The sequence below is a fragment of the Streptomyces sp. NPDC048270 genome (assembly GCF_040652335.1).
Taxonomy (GTDB): Bacteria; Actinomycetota; Actinomycetes; order Streptomycetales; family Streptomycetaceae; genus Streptomyces.
In genome coordinates, this window is sequence record NZ_JBEZLV010000020.1 from 1 (window position 1) to 19260 (window position 19260).

The following is a 19260-nucleotide window of genomic DNA, read 5'->3' on the forward strand; positions in this document are numbered from 1 at the left end:
GCGGGGGCGCGGGCGGCGCGCGCGGCGCCCCCGCGTTCCCGGCGGAGCCGGGTTTCCTGGGGCTCCGCCCCAGACCCCGCTCCTCAAACGCCGGAGGGGCTGGGTTGGTCCTGGCGCAGCCGGAGGGGGCGGGCGAGGCCAGGTTTGCTCACGGCGCAGCCAGAGGAGACAGCGAAGCCCGGTTGGTCGCCGCGCAGCCAGAGGAGACAGCGAAGCCCGGTTGGTCGCCGCGCAGCCAGACGAGACAGCGAAGCCCGGTTTGGTCGCCGCGCAGCCAGACGAGACAGCGAAGCCCGGTTTGGTCGCCGCGCAGCCAGACGAGACGGCGAAGCCGAGTTCAGCCGCCCGGCTCAGCCGGAGGGGGTGGAGGGACTGGCTTCGGCGCAGCCGGGTGGGCAGGCGGCGGCCGAGCCACGTTTGGGTCAGCGCGGGGGCGGCGCAGCCGACCGGCACCGAGGATGGGGACATGCCGAGAAACGTCTGGCGGGTCACCGCCGCCACCGCATTGGCCGCCGCACTGCTCGCCTCCGCCGGCTGCTCCGACGACGGCGAAGGAAAGAAGGGGCAGGCCGACGGCGCCAAGGAGGCCAAGCCCCTCAAGTGGGGCGAGTGCCCGGCCCCCAGCCCCCTGGAGGGCGGCGGCCAGGCCCCGCCCAAGGACTGGCAGTGCGCCACCCTCGACGTGCCCCTCGACTACGCGAAGCCCGAGGGCGAGACCCTCCCGATCGCCCTGATCCGCGCCAAGGCCCGCGACCAGAAGAACCGCCTCGGCTCCCTCGTCTTCAACTTCGGCGGCCCCGGCGGCTCCGGCATCACCACCCTGCCCGGCGCCGCGAAGGAGTACGAGGCCCTGCGCGCCCGGTACGACCTGGTCAGCTTCGACCCCCGCGGGGTCGGCCGCAGCGCCCCCGTCCGCTGCGAGGACGACAAGCAGCTGGACACGTACTACGCCCAGGACTCCACGCCCGACACCCCGCAGGAGGAGCAGGGCTTCGTCGACAACATCCGGACCTACCGGGAGGCCTGCGAGCAGAACTCCGACAAGCTCCTCCCCCACGTCGGCACCTCCAACGCCGCCCGCGACCTGGACCGCATCCGCCAGGCCCTCGGCGACGAGAAGCTGAACTACTTCGGCATCTCCTACGGCACCGAGCTCGGCGGGGTCTACGCCCACCTCTTCCCGAAGAACGTGGGACGGGCCGTGTTCGACGCCGTCGTGGACCCGACCAAGACCTCCGAGGAGGGCGCGCTCGGCCAGGCGAAGGGCTTCCAGCTCGCCCTCGGCAACTTCGCCCAGGACTGCGTGGACCGCGGCGACGAGTGCAAGCTCCAGGGCAGCACCGCCAAGGAGATCGAGGCCAACATCATCAAGCTCCAGAAAGACCTGGCCGCCAAGCCCATCGCGGGCATCGGCGACCGGCAGCTCACCGAGGGCCAGGCGACCAACGGCATCGCCCAGGCCCTGTACTCCAAGGAGCTGTGGCCGCTGCTGGAGCAGGGCCTCGACGAGGCCGACGGCGGCCAGGGCCAGCTGCTGCTCGCCCTGTCCGACGCCCTCAACGGCCGCGACCAGGAAGGCCGCTACAGCAACATCGGCGCCGCGAACACCGCCATCAACTGCGCCGACGCGAAGGACCGGTACACCCTGGCGCAGACCAAGGCCAAGCTGCCGGCCTTCCGTGCGGCCTCGCCGGTCTTCGGCGACTTCCTCGGCTGGGCGATGATGGGCTGCACCGACTGGCCGGTCGCGGGCGCCTGGGAGACCCCGGACGTCTCCGCCCCCGGATCCGCCCCGATCCTGGTGATCGGCAACACCGGCGACCCGGCCACCCCGTACGAGGGCGCCCGCCGCATGGTCGAGCGGCTCGGCCCCGGCGTCGGTGTGGAGCTCACCTACAAGGGCGAGGGGCACGGCGCGTACAACAGCGGCGACACCTGCGTGCAGGACGCCGTGAACGCCTATCTGATCGAGGGGAAGAAGCCCGCCGCCGGAACCGTCTGCACCGCGAAGGCGGACCCGACCGGGAGCCCGACGGCGCCCCCGACCGGGTCCCCCGTCTGACCCGCGCGCCGGGCACGGCACGACGAAGGGGCCGTACTCCCCGCGGAGTACGGCCCCTTCGGCTACTGCTAGTAGATCGGCTTGTCCGGCTCGATCTGGTGGACCCAGCCGATGACGCCGCCGCCGACGTGGACCGCGTCCGCGAAGCCCGCGGCCTTCAGGACCGCCAGGACTTCCGCACTGCGGACACCCGTCTTGCAGTGCAAGACGATGCGCTTGTCCTGCGGGAGGTCCTGGAGGGCGGTGCCCATCAGGAACTCGCCCTTGGGGATCAGCTTCGCGCCGGGGATCGAGACGATCTCGTACTCGTTGATCTCGCGGACGTCGATGATCTCGATGTTCTCGCCGTCGTCGATCCACTCTTTGAGCTGCTTGGGAGTGATCGTCGAGCCGGCGGCCGCCTCCTGGGCCTCCTCCGACACGACGCCGCAGAAGGCCTCGTAGTCGATCAGCTCGGTGACGGTCGGGTTCTCGCCGCAGACCGCGCAGTCGGGGTCCTTGCGGACCTTGACCTGGCGGTACTGCATCTCCAGGGCGTCGTAGATCATCAGACGGCCGACCAGCGGCTCGCCGATGCCCGCGAGGAGCTTGATCGCCTCGTTGACCTGGATGGACCCGATGGACGCGCAGAGCACGCCCAGCACGCCGCCCTCGGCGCAGCTCGGGACCATGCCCGGCGGCGGGGGCTCCGGGTAGAGGCAGCGGTAGCACGGGCCGTGCTCGGACCAGAAGACCGAGGCCTGGCCGTCGAAGCGGTAGATCGAGCCCCATACGTACGGCTTGTTCAGCAGCACGCAGGCGTCGTTGACCAGGTAGCGCGTGGCGAAGTTGTCCGTGCCGTCGACGATGAGGTCGTACTGGCTGAAGATCTCCATCACGTTCTCGGCTTCGAGCCGCTCTTCGTGCAGGACCACGTTCACGTACGGGTTGATGCCCAGCACGCTGTCGCGGGCCGACGCGGCCTTGGAACGGCCGATGTCCGCCTGGCTGTGGATGATCTGGCGCTGCAGGTTCGACTCGTCGACCTCGTCGAACTCCACGATGCCCAGCGTGCCGACGCCGGCCGCGGCCAGGTACATGAGGGCGGGCGAGCCGAGGCCGCCCGCGCCCACGGCCAGCACCTTGGCGTTCTTCAGGCGCTTCTGGCCGTCCATCCCCACATCCGGGATGATCAGGTGGCGGGAGTACCGACGAACCTCGTCAACGGTGAGCTCAGCAGCTGGCTCGACCAGGGGTGGCAGCGACACGGGGACTCCGTAGATGGTGACGTTCTCAACGGTGGTTCTTCCCGTAACACTGCCACGCCCGTCTTCATTCCAAGACACCCGTCCCGATCCGCGAGACGATTTCGTCCCAGTACCCGGGCATGGACGCCCAGGGGTCGCGGTCGGCCGCGCCGCGCCGGTCGGTGAACCAGATGGTGCCCGCGCCCTGCCAGCGCGCGATCCGCATGGCCTCCTCCAGGTGGGTGCGCGGTACCCCGTGGACGAGGTGGCAGAAGCGCTCCGGCGGATGGTCGGCGGTCCACTCGGCCACCTGCGACCAGCGGTAGTCGGCCCACGCCCCGGAGAAGGTGACCAGCTGGTCGGCGGCCTCCAGGTAGCCCTCGTACGGGTGCGTGCCGTGCCCGAGCACGATCCGCACGTCGTCCCCGAGGCCGCGCAGGGTGTCCGCGACCCGGCGCACCGGGGCGAGTTCGGCCTTGCCGGCGGGGGCCCCGGCGAGGTAGAAGCCGCCCACCCCGTACCAGTCGCGGAAGCGGTGGGCGTCGGAGACCAGCTCCCCGAAGGAGCGCTCCCCCTCGCGCATCGCGAGATGGCCGAGGAGGCGGGGACCGGTGCCGGCCGCGCCGCGGAGCCTCGCGGCCGCCTCGGTGCAGTGCGGGTCGGGCCGCCCGCCCGGGCCGTCCGTGACGTTGAGCACCGCCCAGTGCAGCGGGGTTCCGGGGCGGGTCAGCTCGGCCCATTCCACGGGGGCGAGCAGCGGGTGCGCGTAACCGGGGATGCCCAGACCGAGGCGGCCGGCCCCGGTGGTGGCCTCGGCCGCCCCCGGCGGCGTGGTCAGATGCGGCACGCCGCCTCCATCCAGATGTCCGCGAGGGACTCCTCCAGGTTGATCCGCGGCCGCCAGCCGAGCCGGTCGCGGGCGGTGCGGACATCGGCCTGCTGCCAGGCCCCGCAGCCGTCGGGGTACGGGTACGGCTGGGGGGCGGCGGCCGCGGCGAGCTGCTCGGCGGTCGCCTCGGAGCGGGGGGCCCCGATGGCGGCGAGGCCGGCCGGCCGGCCGGGGTGGGCGTGCTGCTGGGGCCCGCCGTGCGGGAGGTCCAGCTCGTGCAGGGCGCCGCCGTACCCGGCGACCCGGGCCAGGACGGCGGCCGCGTCGCGCAGCCGCACCGCACGGCCGGTGCCGATGTTCACCACGCCCTGGGCCGCCGAGAGCGAGGCGGCGTGCACGGCCCGGGCCACGTCCCGTACGTCGACGAAGTCGCGCTGCACGCCGAGCCCGCTGAGCTTGAGCTCCCCGTCCCCGGACTGCATGGCGCGCCGCATCGCCTCGGCGAGCCGGCCGAGGGGGGAGCCGGCGGGGGTGCCGGGGCCGACGGGCGAGAACACCCGGAGCACGACGGCGTCCAGGCCGGAGCCGAGGACCAGCTCGGTGGCGGCCAGTTTGCTGACCCCGTACGGCCCGCCGGGTCTCGGCACGGCGTCCTCGGCCGTGGAGGAGCCGGGCTGGCTGGGCCCGTACTCGGCGGCGCAGCCGAGCTGGACGAGGCGGGCCCCGCAGCCGCTGCGGCGCAGCGATTCGCAGATGGTGGCGACGGCCACCGTGTTGTGCCGGGTGAGCTCGCGGGCTCCGCCGCGGGTGGCGCCGGCGCAGTTGATCACGACGCCGGGGTGGACGGCGTCGAGGAAGCGGGTCAGCGCGCCGGGGCTGCCGGTGGCGAGGTCGAACCGGACGTCGGCGTCGTCGCCGCGGCCGAGCGCGGTGAGCTGGACGGCGGGGTCGGCGAGCAGGCGGTCGGCGACGTAGCGGCCGAGGTATCCGTTGGCTCCGATCAGCAGCACCCTCATCGCGTGGCCCCTTGGTTGGTTGGCTGGCCGGTCATCTTCTGTTTCTCCTTGCGGGTGGGTGGACGGGGCCGCGCATGGGCGGATGCGCGGGACAGTGCGAGGACCGCGTGTACGAGGAGTCCCGCGGCCGCGGCGGAGGCCGCGGCCGGGACGGGTACGAGGGCGAGCGCCAGGGCCGCGGCGACGGGCCCGCGGTGGGCTCCGTGCCGGAGCAGCAGCCTGGTCAGGAACAGCAGCAGGGCGAGCGGTACCGCCGCGGTGAGCGGGGCTCCGGCGAGCGCGGCGGCTCCGGCGGCGGCCGCGGCGAACACCGCGACGGCGGCGAGGAGCAGCGGCCGGACCCGGTCCGCGAACTCCTCCAGGGCGCGGCTCCCGGCGAGCCGGGCCCTGGCCCGGGCCGCGAAGGCCGCGGCGAGCAGGTGTCCGGGGGCGGCGGCCAGGGCGAGGCCGAGCGCGAGGGCGGTGCCGTACCGGTGCGCGGCCCAGCCGGCGACGGCCGCGGCGAGCAGGTGCGCCGCCCAGGGCCACCGCCCGCCGGCGGCCCGGCCGGGCCACACCAGCGCGGCGACGGTCACGGCCACGGCGACGGGCCCGGCCCACGCCGGCACGGCGGCGGCCGCCCCGAACGCGAGGGCCCCGGGGAGCAGTGCGCAGCCGAGCCCCAGGAGCGCGGAGGGCCCGGCCGGCACCCGGGTGCGTGCGGCGGCGGGCGCCTCCCCGTGCGGGGTGCGGGCGTACAGCTCCTCGGCGAGCGCGAAGACGTCCCGGTGCCGGAAGCGCCGGGCGGTGCGGTCGGTGATCCCGTGGGCCTCCAGCCCGGCGGCGATCTCCAGCGCATCCACGGCCCGCTCGCACAACTCCCGATGCCGGTGCAACAGCGCCTTGACGGGATCCCCTTTACCCCGCCGCGCCGAAGTCCCCCCACCGGCACTCGAGGCACGGGGCCCGGCAAGTTCAGCCCCGCCGGCGTTTGAGGCGCGGGGTCCGGGGCGGAGCCCCGGCAACGGCGCCGCATCCGCATCCGACCCTTCAGGCCCAGCCGATGCAGCCCCGCCGCAGGCGGCCACGCGGACGGCCGGCAGCCGGCCGGCGGGCGGGTCCATGGTGGTCATGCCGTCGCCTCCGGTGCGGGTTCGGCCCAGGTGGGGCTGGTCCAGTGGCCCGGCACCCGCGCCTCGGCGGGCCGGGCGAAGGGGACCTCCCCGTCCGGCCGCGCCGACCCGGCGGCGAGCAGCCTCAGGTAGATCTCCCGGAACGCGGCCACGTTCTGCTCGACGGTGAACAGCTCCAGGGCCCTGGCCCGCGCGGCCGCGCCGAGCCGGTGCGCCCGCTCGGGATCCCGCAGCAGCGCCAGGCACGCATCGGCCAGCGCCCGCGGATTGCGCGGCGGGACGACGAGCCCGGTGCCCCCGATGACCTCGCAGACCGCGCCGACGTCGGTGGAGACCGTGGCGCGGCCGCTCAGCATCGCCTCGGCCAGGGTGACCGGGAAGCCCTCGATCACGGAGGACAGCACGACCACCCGCCCGGCGCCGTACGCCTCGGCCGGGGTCGGCGCGTCGGGGCCGCCGATCTCCTCGAAGGTGACGGGATTCTCCCCCACGGTGACGGCGTCGGCCGCCTCGTCGGGGAAGAGCTGGGCGGCCAGGGACCGGCAGTCGGCGAGGTAGCCGGGGGCCGCGGCCGTGGCGAAGATGCGCAGGCGCGCCTCGGGAGCGGCCTTGCGGACCTCCGCGAAGGCGTGCAGCAGGGCGATGAGGTCCTTGGCGGGCTCTATCCGCCCGACCCAGACGAGGGTGTCGGGGTCGCCGCGGTCCGCGGACTCCCCGACGGTGGCGAATCGGTCCGCCTCCATCCCCGGGTAGACGGTCCGCAGCTTGTCCCGGGCGGCCCCGCACCGCTCCTGCCAGCGTCTGGCGTGCGCGTTGCCGGGGGTCAGGAGGTCGGCCCGGGCGTAGATCTCGCCGGCCAGCCGGATGTGGAAGGCCGCGAGCAGGGCCCGTAGGGCCGGGCGGGCCTCGGGGCTCCGCTCGAGGTAGTGGGCCCGCAGCTGGACCCCGTACTCGGTGACCAGCAGCGGGACCCCGAAGAAGCGTTTGGCCAGCAGTCCGGGCAGCGCCGCGACCCCGCCCGCCGCCGCGTGGCAGACGTCGACCGCGCCGAGGCTCCCGAGCCGGGCGTTCTCCTCGTACCAGTCGAGGGACAACGGCCGCAGCATCCGCTCCAGTTCGTCCACGAACTCCAGCAGGTCCGGGACCTGCGCCGCCTGCACGGCCCGCCCGGCGCCGGGCGCCCGGCAGGCGGACTCGAGGACCCGTACCGCGGACTCGGAGCGCAGCGCCGCGTACAGGCCGCCCTGTTCGCGGGCGAGTCCGGCGAGCCCGTAGAGCCCGGCGGCGAAGGCGGGCGCCTCGCCGGCGCAGATCCCGTGGACCAGTTCCCGGAAGCAGTCGGCGAACCGCCGGCGCTCGCGCCGGGAGTACGTCCGCCCGTCGTCGGCCGGGGCCCACAGGGGGGCGGTCCGGACCCGGGTGACGTGTTCGGGCAGCAGGACCCTCGCGCGCTCCTGCTCGGCGCTGCGGCTCAGTGCGTAGAGCTCGAACTCGTGCTGCGGGAGCCCGCGCACGAGCCGGTCGCACCACAGCCTCGCCTCTCCCGTGGCATACGGATAACCACCTTCCGTGAGCAGTCCGATCCGCACGAGTGGCACCCCCGATCTCCCGTTCAGGCGGTCGCCGTAGGCCCGGCGACCCGCCGCGGAAGAACTCAAGCGGATATGCCGAAGGCGCGACGGACGGTTGTCCGTCGCGCCACCGGAAGGGGTGAAGAGTCGTAACTTTCCCGTACGGTTCGCGTTCGAGCGCGCTACGCGGCGGATTCCGCCGCGAAGGGCGGTCAACTACCGGGGAAAACCCACGGGTTGGGCTTGCACTGGATGCCGTCGATATCGAGCGACTTCGTCTGCTGCTGCATGATCGGGGCGAGTGCGCCGGGCGTGCGGCAGTTCACGTGGCCGTGTCCGAGGCGGTGTCCGACCTCGTGGTTGATCAGCATCTGGCGGTAGGCGAGCATCTGGTCCGGCCCGAACGTGGCGGCGCCCTGGGCCCAGCGGAACGCGTTGATCATCACGCGCTCGGTGGCGGCGGAGTCGCAGGAGACGTTGTCGACGGTGGTGTCCAGGTTGGACTTGGCGCACCACTTCCCGGTGGTCCCGGGGCTGGCCAGGGTGATGACGAAGTCGCTCTCGCCGCCCGGCACCCGCTCGAAGGCCTTGGTGCCGCCGTGGCCCCAGCTGCGGTCGTCGTTGAGGGTGCGGTGGACGGCCTCGGCGAACAGCTGCGGGTCCAGGCCCAGGCCCTGTTCGATGTCGACCCGGTAGCGCACGAGCTTGCCCTTGCCGGGGGCCTTGGCCACGCCCGGCACGGTGTCGAAGACGCCGGAGCCGGTCAGCTTCTCGTCGATCGGCAGCTGCTGGGCCATCTTCTGCTCGTACGTGAGCTCCGGCGCGGGCGCGGGTGCCTGCGCGGGCGCCTGCGCGACCGCGTCCGGCGTCGGGCGGCCGTCGGAACGGGACGCCGCCCCGTCGGCCCGGCTGTCGTCGGTGGCGGTGAGCGTGCCGGGCTGGACGCTGTCGCCGTCCGCGGCGACCTGGCCCGCGACGACGACGGCGAGGACGGTGGTGACGGCCGCGGCGGCCATGCCGGTGTAGGTGCGGACCTTCGCACCGCGGCTGGAGCCGGGCTGCTCCGGCACCGGCGCCGGCACCGGCACCGGCAGGGCGTCGGCGGGCCCGCGCTGCGCGGGCACGCGGCGGTGCGACCCGGTGGAGGTGAGGGGGTCGCGGGCCGGATCGGCGGCGGGGCCGCGGCCGGGAGCGGTGCCCCGCGAGGGGGCGGAGACGCGCGAGGGAGCAGGCACGCGCGAGGGGGCGGGCACCCGGACGGGGGCGGGCCCCTCGGCCGGCGGAGCCAGGGTGACCTGCGGGAAGCCGACCGCGGGGGTGCCGAAGGCCGGGGTGTCGGTGTCCAGCAGGGCCGTCGCGGCCCGGGGCCGCGGGACCCCGTGCCAGTCCCCGTAGACGGAGTCGGCCCGGGCCCCCCAGGCGCCACCGCGCTCGTGCTGCTGGGGGTGGCCGCCGGGGACGGGCCGCTCCTCGGGCACGTATCCCTGGTGGGTGACGGTGGTCTCGGGCCAGGGCCGGCCGCGTTCCTCGTACACCGGCGGCCGCCCGTGCGACTGCTCGTAGGGCTGCTCGTACGGCCGGCCGGCCGGCGCCGGGGCGGGTGCGGGCACCGGGGCGGGTGCGGGCGCCTTGCGACTATGTCGTCCCACGGTCCTCAGCCTCTGCCGTCTTCGGTGTCCTTGAGCAGCTCCCGGAAGGCGGCTGCCACCACCTCGGGGTACTCCATCATCGCCACGTGCCCGGCCTCCGGCAGACACAGCAGCCGCGAGCCCCGGTAGGCAGCGGCCGCCTTGTGCGCCATACGGTACGAGACCAGCTGGTCCCTGCCACCGTAGACCAGCAGGGCCGGTGCGAGTACCCGCTGGGCCTGCCGCCACAGTCCGTGCTGGCCGCCGAGGGTGTAGGCGTCGACGATGCCGCGGGACGAGCGGGTCAGGGACTCCCAGAAGTACGGCAGGGCCATCCGCCGCTCCATCTCCTCGACGGCGTTGCGGAAGCCCTCCGGCGTCACCCGAGCGGGGTCCCCGTAGCAGAGCTCCGTCACCCCCCGGGTGCGCTGTTCGGCGGTCAGGCCCTGGGCGATCCGGCCCAGCAGCGCGGCCATGCCCGGGACGGCGAGCAGCGCGGTCGGCACGGCCGACCTCTGCACGCGCAGTTCGGGCAGGGCGGGCGAGACCAGCGTGAGGGAGCGCACCAGGTCGGGCCGGACGGCCGCGATGCGGGTGGAGACGGCGCCGCCGAGGGAGTTGCCGAAGAGGTGGACCGGCCCGCGGCCGGCGGCGTCGAGGTACCGGATGACCGCGCGGGCGAAGGCCGTCACGGAGTAGTCGCGGTCGCCGGGCGGCGGGGACCAGCCGAAGCCGGGCAGGTCGACGGCCTCGCCGTCGACCGTGTCCGCCAGCTGCTCCATGAGGGCGGACCAGTTCTGGGAGGAGCCGCCGAGTCCGTGGACGAAGAGGGCGGGCGGCAGGTCGGTGCGGACGGGCGGCCGCATCCGGACCGCCAGCTCCAGCCCGGGCAGTGCGACGGTGCGCAGCTGCTCCCCGTCGGCCAGCCGGACCGCTCCCGCCGGGGCGGAGGGCTCGGCGGTGGACCGTACACCCGGCAGCTCGGTCGAAGACATGCGGCAATGTTACGAGACGATCACGCCGGACTCCTTGTGTTCGCGGTCACAGAGGCATGGCGATCCGTATAGCGGGCTGTCCGCAAGCCTCCTAGGCTCGTAGTGAGCAGAAGGAAGCGAGGGGAGCGGTATGACTGTCGACCCTGCGGAGCCGGACACCTTCCGGGAGCCGTTTCCGGAAGTCGTCGACCCCGAAGCGCCCGAGGCGGACCTCGCGGAGCAGCTGACCGAGGTGGAGCCGTCGCAGGACGACGACCGGGTCACCGGGGTGGATCGCGGTGAGGCCAATGACGGCGATGCCGTGGAGCAGGCCAGGGTGGTGCCGCTGGACGACGACGACTACCGCTGACCAGCGTCTCCGACCGGTCCGTACCGCGAGAAAACTCGGCTTGAACCCACCAGATTCGGTTACCGAAAAGTACGATGGCGGCGCGGCGCAGAGCGCACTGTGTTCTTAGAGAAAGTGGGAGGCGGCGTGACAGCCATCGAGCAGACCGAGGCAGCGCGTCCGCGGGGCACGCGACTGCCGCGCCGGGCCCGGCGCAACCAGCTGCTGGGCGCGGCTCAGGAGGTCTTCGTCGCGCAGGGTTACCACGCCGCGGCCATGGACGACATCGCGGAGCGGGCCGGCGTGAGCAAGCCGGTGCTGTACCAGCACTTCCCCGGCAAGCTCGACCTCTATCTGGCGCTGCTGGACCAGCACTGCGAGGCCCTGCTGCTCGCGGTGCGCACGGCGCTCGCGTCGACGACCGACAACAAGCTGCGCGTGGCGGCGACGATGGACGCCTACTTCGCGTACGTGGAGGACGAGGGCGGCGCCTTCCGGCTGGTCTTCGAGTCCGACCTGACGAACGAGCCGGCGGTGCGCGAGCGCGTCGACCGGGTCTCGCTCCAGTGCGCCGAGGCCATCTCCGACGTGATCGCCGAGGACACCGGCCTGTCCAAGGACGAGTCGATGCTGCTGGCCGTGGGCCTGGGCGGGGTCTCGCAGGTGGTGGCCCGCTACTGGCTGTCCAGCGAGAGCCCGGTCGCCCGGGACACCGCGGTGGGCCTGCTGACCTCGCTCGCCTGGCGCGGTATCGCGGGATTCCCGCTGCACGGCAGCGAGCAGGCGGGCGACCAGGGCGCCGAGGCCTGAGCCGCGGGGCGGCCGCGCACACCGTCGCCTCCGGCGCTGTTCGCTGCGAGCGTGTCCGCTGCGCGCGGTTCCCGTCCCCTCTCCGGGCTAATGTGGACCGCGTACGGCGCGGCTGATCGCGCGAACCGGACCGTCGGAGGGACAAAGCCGTGGAGGTCAAGATCGGCGTGCAGCACGCACCCCGGGAGATCGTGCTGGAGAGCGACCTGAGCGCCGAGGAGCTGGAGAGCATCGTCGCCGCCGCGCTGTCCGGCACCGCGCCGCTGCTCAGCCTGACCGACACCAAGGGCCGCAAGGTCCTGGTGCCGTCCGACCGCCTGTCGTACGTCGACCTGGGCGAGCCGAGCACGCGCAAGGTCGGCTTCGGAGCGCTCTGACGCGATGGCACCTGACGTGCCGAGAACTGTCTGAAACGGCCCGGTGGTTGATCCCACCGGGCCGTTTCCGTGTCTTCCGCTTCGGGTAGGACCGCAGTGACGTCGATTGCCCTGATGTGTGGGAGGGACTTCATGCTGCTGATGGAAGTGCTCGGCTCCGCCCTGCTGGGCCTCGCCCTGTCCGCGACAGCCGCGCGAGTGCTCGCCCGCCGACTGCCCGCGCTGAGAGTGGTGCTGGTCAGCGGGGTGCTCGGGGCGCTCTTCGGGGCCTATCTGACGCACTTCGCGCTCGGCCCGGGGCACAACACCCTGACCGCGACCTTCGTCGGGGCCGTGCTGGTGTCGGCGGTGGTGCTGTCCTTGCTGCTCCGTCCGGCCTCCGGGCCCCGCAGGCCCTCGCACCGGACTCCGTTTTCGGTGCCGACCCGGGGCTGACCCCTGACATGCGTCGGCCCCGGCACGGACGAGTCCGTGCCGGGGCCGACGTACGCGCGGCGGCGGAGCCTAGGCCGCGAGGCCGAGGGCGGCCATCCGCTTGGTGTGCGCCTTGGTGATCCGGGTGAACATCTCGCCGACGGCGGCGAGGTCGAAGCCGGCGGCCATCCCGTCGACGCCGCCGACGAGCATGGTCGAGAGCGCGTCGCGCTCGGCGACCACGCGCTGGGCCTGCGAGAGGGCCTCGCCCATCAGCCGGCGGGCCCACAGGGCGAGGCGGCCGCCGCAGCGCGGGTCGGCCTCGATGGCGGCGCGGACCTTCTCGACGGCGAAGTTGCCGTGGCCGGTGTCGTCGAGCACGCCGAGCACGAGGGCCCGGGTGTCGGAGTCGAGGTGGGTGGCGACCTCGCGGTAGAAGTCGCTGGCGATCGAGTCGCCGACGTAGGCCTTGACCAGGCCCTCCAGCCAGTCCGAGGGCGCGGTCTGGCGGTGGAAGTCGTCCACGCCCTTGGCGAAGGGCTCCATGGCGGCGGTGGGCTCGGCGTCGATCGCCGCGAGCCGGTCGCGCAGCCGCTCGAAGTGGTGGAACTCGGCGGACGCCATGGCGGCGAGCTCGGCCTTGTCGTCGAGGGTGGGCGCGAGCTTCGCGTCCTCCGCGAGGCGTTCGAAGGCCGCGAGCTCTCCGTACGCGAGCGCGCCGAGCAGGTCCACGACGGCGGCCCGGTACTGCGGCGAGGCGGAGGCGGCCGCCCAGTCCTGGGCGGCGATGCCCACGGCTTCGGCGGGGGTGCCGTCGTCGGCGGGCGTGGCGTTTTCTACGGTCGACATGCTCCGCACAATAGCCCGCCGAAAGGCGCCCCAAGTCACCATCCCTGGTCACTGCCGGTCTGCCTAAACGTGCCGCGGTGATGAATTCGCCCGACACAGCTGCGCGATTCCGGGGTACAGTGGTAATGCGCCTGCCGGATAGTCGGCGGGCCATCTGAATGAGGATGCCCGGTCGGTGGCCCGATCGGCTCCAAACCGACCGCCCTCAGTGGCGTGGTGTGTGCGCAGACGCGTACCTCCCCGCACGAGGGGCCCCCTCAGCGGCAAGAGCGCTTGAGCGACGGCAGTGGTCCCGCGCAGCTTCGTACGTAGCAGTACGGCATAGCCAGGCACGGTACGACCCCCTTCGCCGCCTCGGGCCGCGTCTCACAGAAGAGGCAGCACCCTGACTACGTTCCGAGACCTCGGGATTCTCCCCGAGACCGCCGAAGCCCTTGAGGCCGTCGGCATCGTGTCCCCCTTCCCGATCCAGGAGATGACCCTCCCCGTCGCCCTTTCCGGCACGGACGTCATCGGCCAGGCCAAGACCGGCACCGGCAAGACGCTCGGCTTCGGCCTGCCGCTGCTGGAGCGGGTCACCGTCCCCGCGGACGTCGAGGCGGGCCGGGCCCGGCCCGACCAGCTCACGGACGCCCCGCAGGCCCTCGTGGTGGTTCCGACCCGCGAGCTGTGCACCCAGGTCACCAACGACCTCCTGACCGCGGGCAAGGTCCGCAACGTCCGCGTCCTCGCCATATACGGCGGCCGCGCGTACGAGCCCCAGGTCGAGGCGCTCAAGAAGGGCGTCGACATCATCGTCGGCACCCCGGGCCGCCTGCTCGACCTGGCCGGTCAGAAGAAGCTCGACCTGTCGCACATCCGCGCGCTGGTCCTCGACGAGGCCGACGAGATGCTCGACCTGGGCTTCCTGCCCGACGTCGAGAAGATCATGAACTACCTGCCGCCGAAGCGTCAGACCATGCTGTTCTCGGCGACCATGCCGGGCGCGGTCATCGGCCTGGCCCGCCGGTACATGTCCCAGCCGACGCACATCCGCGCCGTGTCCGAGGACGGCGAGGGCGCGACCGTCGCCAACATCGCGCAGCACGTCTTCCGCGCGCACAACATGGACAAGCCGGAGCTGGTCTCCCGCATCCTGCAGGCGGAGGGCCGCGGCCTGGCCATGATCTTCTGCCGTACCAAGCGCACGGCGGCCGACATCGCCGAGCAGCTGGAGAAGCGCGGCTTCGCCTCGGGCGCCGTCCACGGCGACCTGGGCCAGGGTGCGCGCGAGCAGGCGCTGCGCGCGTTCCGCAACGGCAAGGTCGACGTGCTGGTGTGCACGGACGTCGCCGCGCGCGGTATCGATGTCGAGGGTGTGACCCACGTCATCAACTACCAGACGCCGGAGGACGAGAAGACCTTCCTGCACCGCGTGGGCCGCACCGGCCGCGCGGGCAACAAGGGCATCGCCGTCACCCTGGTCGACTGGGACGACATCCCGCGCTGGCAGCTGATCAACAAGGCGCTGGAGCTGGACTTCCACGACCCGGTCGAGACGTACTCCACGTCCCCGCACCTGTTCGAGCAGCTGAACATCCCGGCCGGCACCAAGGGCGTCCTGCCGCGCGCCGAGCGCACGCGGGCCGGCCTGAAGGCCGAGGACCTCGAGGACCTGGGCGAGACCGGCGGCCGCGGTGGCCGTGGCGGCCGCGGTCCGGCCGCCGCCGCCGTGGTCACGGAGGAGCGCCCCGCGCGCACCCGTACGCCGCGTCAGCGCCGCCGTACCCGCGGTGGTGCGGAGCTGGGCTCCGAGGACGCCGCCGCTTCCGCGGCCGTCGCTCCCGCCGCCGAGGCCCCGCAGGCCCCGGCCGCCGACGAGCCGCGCAGGCCGCGCCGCCGCCGCACCCGTGTGGCCGCGGTGCCGGCCCAGGCCGTCGAGGCCGTCGCGGTCGCGGAGGCTGCTCCGGTCGTCACGGCGCAGGCCGTCGAGGCTCCGGTCGTCGAGGCCGCCGCGGTCGCGGTGGCCGAGGAGGCCCCGGCCAAGCCGAAGCGGACCCGCACCCGCAAGGCCGTCGCCGCGGTCTCCGAGGCGGCCGTGGTCGAGGCCCCGGCCGAGGAGGCCCCGGTCAAGCCGAAGCGGACCCGCGCCCGCAAGGTGGTCGAGGCCGCTCCGGAGCCGGACTTCCAGATGGCCCCGCCGGTCGAGCCCGTCAAGGCCCGTCCCGCCCGCGCCCGCGTCCGCAAGGTCGTGGACGCGGCTCCGGAGCCGGACTTCCAGATGGCCCCGCCCGTCGAGCCCGTCAAGGCCCGCCGGACCCGGGCCCGCAAGGTCGCCGAGGCCGCTCCGCAGGCTCCGGCCGCCGCGGTGGCCGAGGAGGCCCCGGCCAAGCCGAAGCGCACCCGCGCCCGCAAGGCCGTGGCCGCGCCGGAGGCGTAGGCAGCACCGCTTCGATGGCCCGGCTCCCCGTCCAGGGGGGCCGGGCCATCGGCGTACCGGTATCGGCCGTCCCGCGGGAGCGCGGAGCCGACCGGCCAGTAACGTGAGCCGTATGAGCAAGCCGCCGCGCCTGACCCTGCCCCCGCGCGCCCGCGCGTACCTCCTCGACACCGCCCGTGGCGCCTTCGCCGTCCACGAGGCCGGTGCGCCCCTGCGCGGGACCGCCCTGCTGGTCCCCGGGTTCACGGGCAGCAAGGAGGACTTCATCGCCCTCCTGGAGCCGCTGGCCGACGCCGGGTACCGCGTCGTCGCCGTGGACGGCCGCGGCCAGTACCAGAGCCCGGGGCCGCGCGAGGAGTCGGCGTACGTCCTGGAGGAGCTGGGGAAGGACGTCCTCGCCCAGGCCGCCGCGCTGGACGGGGGCCCGGTCCACCTGGTCGGGCACTCCCTGGGCGGTCTGGTCTCGCGGGCCGCCGTACTGCGCGACGCCGCGCCCTTCGCCTCGCTCACGCTGATGAGCAGCGGGCCCGCCGCGATCTCCGAGGAGCAGCAGGCGCGGACGAAGCTGCTGGTGGCGGCGCTGGAGGCGTTGCGCGAGGACATGCCGGCGGTGTGGGCGGCGATGCGCGCCCAGGACCCCGAGGACACGGTCCCGGACGCGCCCGAGCTGACGGAGTTCCTGCGCGAGCGGTGGCTGGCCACCGTCCCCGAGCAGCTGATCGGCACGGGCCGGGTGCTGATCTCCGAACCGGACCGGGTCGCGGAGCTGGCGGCCGTGCCGCTCCCCAAGCTGGTGCTGTCCGGAACGGTGGACTATGCCTGGCCGGTGCCGTTGATGGACGCGATGGCGGAGCGCCTGGGCGCTTCGCGCGTGATCGTCGAGGGCGCCGAGCACTCTCCGAACGCGGAGAACCCGCAGGTCACGGCGGGTGCACTGGCCGCCTTCTGGGTGGCCGCCACCCCGGAGTAGTTAGCCAGTGAAAAAATTTCCTTAGCGTAGGGAATGTTTGCCGTCTACACTTCGTTATACCTACGCAAAGAGAAACACTGACGAAGGGAGAAGCCCCATGCGCTTCGAGATTCTGCGCCTGGACGACGTCGACGGATCCGCCGTGGACAGCACCGTCGTGGACGCGGCCTCCGTCAACCGGATCGTGCAGCAGGCCGCGGCCGTAGGCCAGCGCATCCTGATCCGACCGGCTGAGACGGCGTCCCTCTGACGCCCACAACCACCGTACGGACGTCGACGCCCCCACACCGGAACCGGTGCGGGGGCGTTCGCATGTCCGGCGCCGGACGCGTCAGGCGCCGCGTACGACCTGGAGCACGCCGTTGATGATCTGCTGGACGGCGATCGCGGAGAGCATCATGCCGGCGAGCCGCGTCACCAGGACCACACCCCCGTCCCTGATGACCCGGATGATCACCAGCGAGTAGCGCATGGTCAGCCACAGCACCACGTGCATGGCGATGATCGCGCACCACACCGACAGCTGGCCGCCCCAGCCGTCGGCCTTCTGCACCGCCAGGATCACGGACACGATCGCACCGGGCCCGGCCAGCAGCGGCATGCCCAGCGGGACGAGGGCGACGTTGACGTCCTTCGTCTGCTTCGGCTCGTCGGTCTTGCCGGTGAGCAGGTCGAGCGCGATGAGCAGGAGCAGCAGACCGCCGGCGATCATCAGCGCCGGGACGGACACGTGCAGGTAGTCCAGGATCTGCTGGCCGCAGATCCCGAAGACCGCGATGACGCCGAAGGCCACGCAGACGGCCTGCCAGGCCATCTTGCGCTGCACCTTGGCGGGGCGGCCGGAGGTCAGGGCGAGGAAGATCGGCGTGATGCCCGGGGGGTCCATAATCACAAAAAGCGTGAGAAAAAGGGATCCGAAGACGGCGAAGTCGAACACAGAGATGCCTTGCAGGAGAGAGGGGTGTCGCGAAGGGAACGCGCAGAAAAAGGGGGTGGGACGGGTGGAGCGGAGCCCTGGCTCGTCAGCCCTCGCGTCCGCCGGCGCCGGGCACCGGGAAGGCCCCCGTCGCACGGCGCGTGATCTCGCCGTAGATCTCGGGGTCGGTGGTGTACTCCCCGAGCCGGCAGGTCTTGCGGCTGCCGTGGTAGTCGCTGGAGCCGGTGGTCAGCAGTCCGAGGTCCGCCGCCAGGCCGCGCAGCCGCGCACGGGTGCCGGTGTCGTGGTCCATGTGGTCCACCTCGATGCCGTCCAGGCCCGCGGCCGCCAGCGCCGCTATCGCGGCCTCGGGCACGCACTCCCCGCGCTTGACGGCGGCGGGATGGGCGAAGACGGTGACGCCGCCGGCGGCCTTGACCAGGCGGATGGCGTCGAAGGGGTCGAGCTCGTGCTTCTCGGCGTACGCGCGGCCGCCGTCGGCGAGCCAGTCGGGCGTGAAGGCGTCCGACACGGTCGGCACGACGCCCAGCTCGACCAGCGCGGTCGCGATGTGCGGCCGCCCCACGGAGCCGTCGCCGGCGATCCGGGCCACCTGCTCCCAGGTGACGTCCACGCCGAGCGCCCGGAGCTTGCCGACCATGGCCTGGGCGCGGGGGGTGCGGTCGTCCCGTACGAGCTCCCGCTCACGGGAGAGCTCGGGCTCGTCGGGGTCGAAGAGGTACGCGAGCATGTGCAGCCCGACGCCGTCGAGGCGGCACGACAGCTCGGCCCCGGTCACCAGCGTCAGCCCCGCGGGCAGCGCGGCGACGGCCTCGGCGTATCCGCCCACGGTGTCGTGGTCGGTCAGCGCGACCACGTCCAGCCCCGCCGCGGCGGCGGCCCGCACCAGCTCGGCGGGGGTGTCCGTACCGTCGGAAGCCGTGGAGTGGGTGTGCAGGTCGATGCGCACAGCCGGGCTCCAGGGTGGTGGTACGGAAGGGGACGCTCCAGGATAACCGGGCCGCAGGACCTCCCGGGCAAAGGGGACCCCGCGCTCTAGCCCGGCCCGAGGATGCGCGGGCTCAGCGCCCCGCACGGCAGGAGCTCGAGCTCGGCTCCCGCGTCGCGCAGGTCCGTGAGGACCAGTTCGTCGTACATCAGGAGGCCCGACTGCTCCGGCCAGACGATCGCCCACAGCCACAGCCCGCGCGCCTCACCGGCGAAGACGGCCCGGTCGTCGGGGGCTCCGCCCAGGTGCCACAGCGGGGTCGGGCGGCCGGCCGCGACCACCTTGGCGTGCGGCGGCGCCGAGACGTCGATGTGCGAGCCGGGGTCCGGGCCGTCGATGCCCGCGAAGCGCGCACCGAGCCCCACGCCCAGCTCCTCGGCGACCAGCAGCAGCTCGCCCATGCCGCCCAGCGGGCCGGGGCCGGAGCAGGCCACGGCCGTCGCCCGGCCCCCGCTGCGGTCGTCACCCGCGGAGGCCACCCCGGTGAACAGCCACCCCACCGGCAGCGGCCACGGCATCCACACCGGCACCCGCGTCCGGTGCACGACCACGCTCAGGCCCTCGACACTGGGCGGGATCACGGGTTGCAGAGGGTGGACAGCGCCGTGCACCCCGCACTGCCAGGAGTCGGAGAAGAGACCGGGCGCTCTGACCCGGCCACCGCACTTCGGGCAACTTGGTTCGCCCCTCATAAGAAGCCACGCTCCTCCCCGCCCGGCGCGCCGTCAA

19 protein-coding genes are annotated in these 19260 nt (G+C 73.6%); 8 read left to right on the top strand and 11 right to left on the bottom strand.

From position 1 onward, the window contains the following. Positions 1–466: 466 nt before the first annotated feature. Positions 467–2062 carry an alpha/beta hydrolase gene (locus tag AB0D66_RS19125; protein WP_362304393.1) on the top strand — a complete coding sequence of 532 codons (1596 nt, stop codon included), beginning with the start codon at positions 467–469 and terminating at the stop codon, positions 2060–2062. 68 nt (positions 2063–2130) lie between these two features. Here the strand turns inward: AB0D66_RS19125 and moeZ are convergent, their stop codons facing one another. The 7 genes from moeZ to AB0D66_RS19160 form a co-directional block, all read right to left on the bottom strand. Next, entirely contained in the window at positions 2131–3309 is a 1179-nt protein-coding gene (gene moeZ, locus AB0D66_RS19130; RefSeq protein ID WP_069921834.1) for an adenylyltransferase/sulfurtransferase MoeZ, read from the bottom strand. Positions 3310–3373: 64 nt separating this feature from the next. Beyond that, entirely contained in the window at positions 3374–4135 is a 762-nt protein-coding gene (locus tag AB0D66_RS19135; protein ID WP_362304396.1) for a spherulation-specific family 4 protein, read from the bottom strand. Further along, positions 4123–5133, bottom strand: coding sequence for an NAD-dependent epimerase/dehydratase (locus AB0D66_RS19140; protein WP_362304399.1), 1011 nt, complete (start codon positions 5131–5133; stop codon positions 4123–4125). Before AB0D66_RS19140 ends, AB0D66_RS19135 begins: the two co-directional genes overlap by 13 nt. Then, the gene (locus AB0D66_RS19145; protein WP_362304401.1) at positions 5130–5975 is read right to left on the bottom strand and encodes a hypothetical protein; all 846 of its coding nucleotides are present in this window, start codon (positions 5973–5975) and stop codon (positions 5130–5132) included. The genes AB0D66_RS19140 and AB0D66_RS19145 overlap by 4 nt, the downstream gene beginning before the upstream one ends. 266 nt (positions 5976–6241) lie before the next feature. Next, entirely contained in the window at positions 6242–7834 is a 1593-nt protein-coding gene (gene pelF, locus AB0D66_RS19150; protein ID WP_362304404.1) for a GT4 family glycosyltransferase PelF, read from the bottom strand. Between the two features lie 194 nt (positions 7835–8028). Further along, positions 8029–9465 carry a DUF3152 domain-containing protein gene (locus AB0D66_RS19155; RefSeq protein WP_362304407.1) on the bottom strand — a complete coding sequence of 479 codons (1437 nt, stop codon included), beginning with the start codon at positions 9463–9465 and terminating at the stop codon, positions 8029–8031. 5 nt (positions 9466–9470) lie between these two features. Further along, positions 9471–10439, bottom strand: a complete 969-nt coding sequence (locus AB0D66_RS19160) for an alpha/beta hydrolase (protein WP_362304410.1) — start codon at positions 10437–10439, stop codon at positions 9471–9473. A 130-nt stretch (positions 10440–10569) separates the two neighbouring features. Between AB0D66_RS19160 and AB0D66_RS19165 the strand changes: the two genes are divergently transcribed. From AB0D66_RS19165 to AB0D66_RS19180, 4 genes are all read left to right on the top strand, one after another. Continuing rightward, on the top strand, positions 10570–10788 hold the full coding sequence (locus AB0D66_RS19165) for a hypothetical protein (protein WP_362304413.1): 219 nt from the start codon (positions 10570–10572) through the stop codon (positions 10786–10788). Between the two features lie 126 nt (positions 10789–10914). After that, complete coding sequence (locus tag AB0D66_RS19170; RefSeq protein WP_362304416.1) at positions 10915–11577, top strand: TetR/AcrR family transcriptional regulator; 663 nt, start codon at positions 10915–10917, stop codon at positions 11575–11577. 149 nt (positions 11578–11726) lie between these two features. After that, positions 11727–11954: a DUF3107 domain-containing protein gene (locus AB0D66_RS19175; RefSeq protein ID WP_069921827.1), complete on the top strand. Its 228-nt coding sequence runs from the start codon at positions 11727–11729 to the stop codon at positions 11952–11954. A 135-nt stretch (positions 11955–12089) separates the two neighbouring features. Then, positions 12090–12389 carry a hypothetical protein gene (locus AB0D66_RS19180; protein ID WP_215149760.1) on the top strand — a complete coding sequence of 100 codons (300 nt, stop codon included), beginning with the start codon at positions 12090–12092 and terminating at the stop codon, positions 12387–12389. Positions 12390–12458: 69 nt separating this feature from the next. Here the strand turns inward: AB0D66_RS19180 and AB0D66_RS19185 are convergent, their stop codons facing one another. Further along, positions 12459–13217, bottom strand: a complete 759-nt coding sequence (locus tag AB0D66_RS19185; RefSeq protein WP_069921826.1) for a ferritin-like fold-containing protein — start codon at positions 13215–13217, stop codon at positions 12459–12461. A 451-nt stretch (positions 13218–13668) separates the two neighbouring features. On the opposite strand from AB0D66_RS19185, the gene AB0D66_RS19190 reads away from it, so the two are divergent. The 3 genes from AB0D66_RS19190 to AB0D66_RS19200 all read left to right on the top strand — a co-directional run bounded on the left by AB0D66_RS19190 (position 13669) and on the right by AB0D66_RS19200 (position 16856). After that, positions 13669–15636: a DEAD/DEAH box helicase gene (locus AB0D66_RS19190; protein WP_362304420.1), complete on the top strand. Its 1968-nt coding sequence runs from the start codon at positions 13669–13671 to the stop codon at positions 15634–15636. A 112-nt stretch (positions 15637–15748) separates the two neighbouring features. After that, the gene (locus AB0D66_RS19195; RefSeq protein ID WP_362304423.1) at positions 15749–16606 is read left to right on the top strand and encodes an alpha/beta hydrolase; all 858 of its coding nucleotides are present in this window, start codon (positions 15749–15751) and stop codon (positions 16604–16606) included. Between the two features lie 97 nt (positions 16607–16703). Further along, a complete protein-coding gene (locus AB0D66_RS19200; RefSeq protein WP_362304426.1) occupies positions 16704–16856 on the top strand; it encodes a hypothetical protein in 153 nt (50 codons plus the stop codon). Positions 16857–16937: 81 nt separating this feature from the next. On the opposite strand, the gene AB0D66_RS19205 is transcribed toward AB0D66_RS19200, so the two are convergent. From AB0D66_RS19205 to AB0D66_RS19215, 3 genes are all read right to left on the bottom strand, one after another. Further along, a complete protein-coding gene (locus AB0D66_RS19205) occupies positions 16938–17543 on the bottom strand; it encodes a MarC family protein (RefSeq protein ID WP_069921824.1) in 606 nt (201 codons plus the stop codon). Between the two features lie 85 nt (positions 17544–17628). Next, a complete protein-coding gene (locus AB0D66_RS19210) occupies positions 17629–18492 on the bottom strand; it encodes a PHP domain-containing protein (protein ID WP_362304430.1) in 864 nt (287 codons plus the stop codon). 86 nt (positions 18493–18578) lie between these two features. Next, positions 18579–19223, bottom strand: coding sequence for a DUF6758 family protein (locus AB0D66_RS19215; protein ID WP_362304433.1), 645 nt, complete (start codon positions 19221–19223; stop codon positions 18579–18581). Positions 19224–19260: the final 37 nt, after the last annotated feature.

Coding starts and splice junctions, on each gene's coding strand:
- AB0D66_RS19125 (WP_362304393.1), top strand. CDS start 467: ATGCCGAGAAACGTCTGGCGGGTCACCGCCGCCACCGCATTGGCCGCC.
- AB0D66_RS19140 (WP_362304399.1), bottom strand. CDS start 5,133: ATGAGGGTGCTGCTGATCGGAGCCAACGGATACCTCGGCCGCTACGTC.
- AB0D66_RS19160 (WP_362304410.1), bottom strand. CDS start 10,439: ATGTCTTCGACCGAGCTGCCGGGTGTACGGTCCACCGCCGAGCCCTCC.
- AB0D66_RS19165 (WP_362304413.1), top strand. CDS start 10,570: ATGACTGTCGACCCTGCGGAGCCGGACACCTTCCGGGAGCCGTTTCCG.
- AB0D66_RS19185 (WP_069921826.1), bottom strand. CDS start 13,217: ATGTCGACCGTAGAAAACGCCACGCCCGCCGACGACGGCACCCCCGCC.
- AB0D66_RS19195 (WP_362304423.1), top strand. CDS start 15,749: ATGAGCAAGCCGCCGCGCCTGACCCTGCCCCCGCGCGCCCGCGCGTAC.
- AB0D66_RS19200 (WP_362304426.1), top strand. CDS start 16,704: ATGCGCTTCGAGATTCTGCGCCTGGACGACGTCGACGGATCCGCCGTG.
- AB0D66_RS19215 (WP_362304433.1), bottom strand. CDS start 19,223: ATGAGGGGCGAACCAAGTTGCCCGAAGTGCGGTGGCCGGGTCAGAGCG.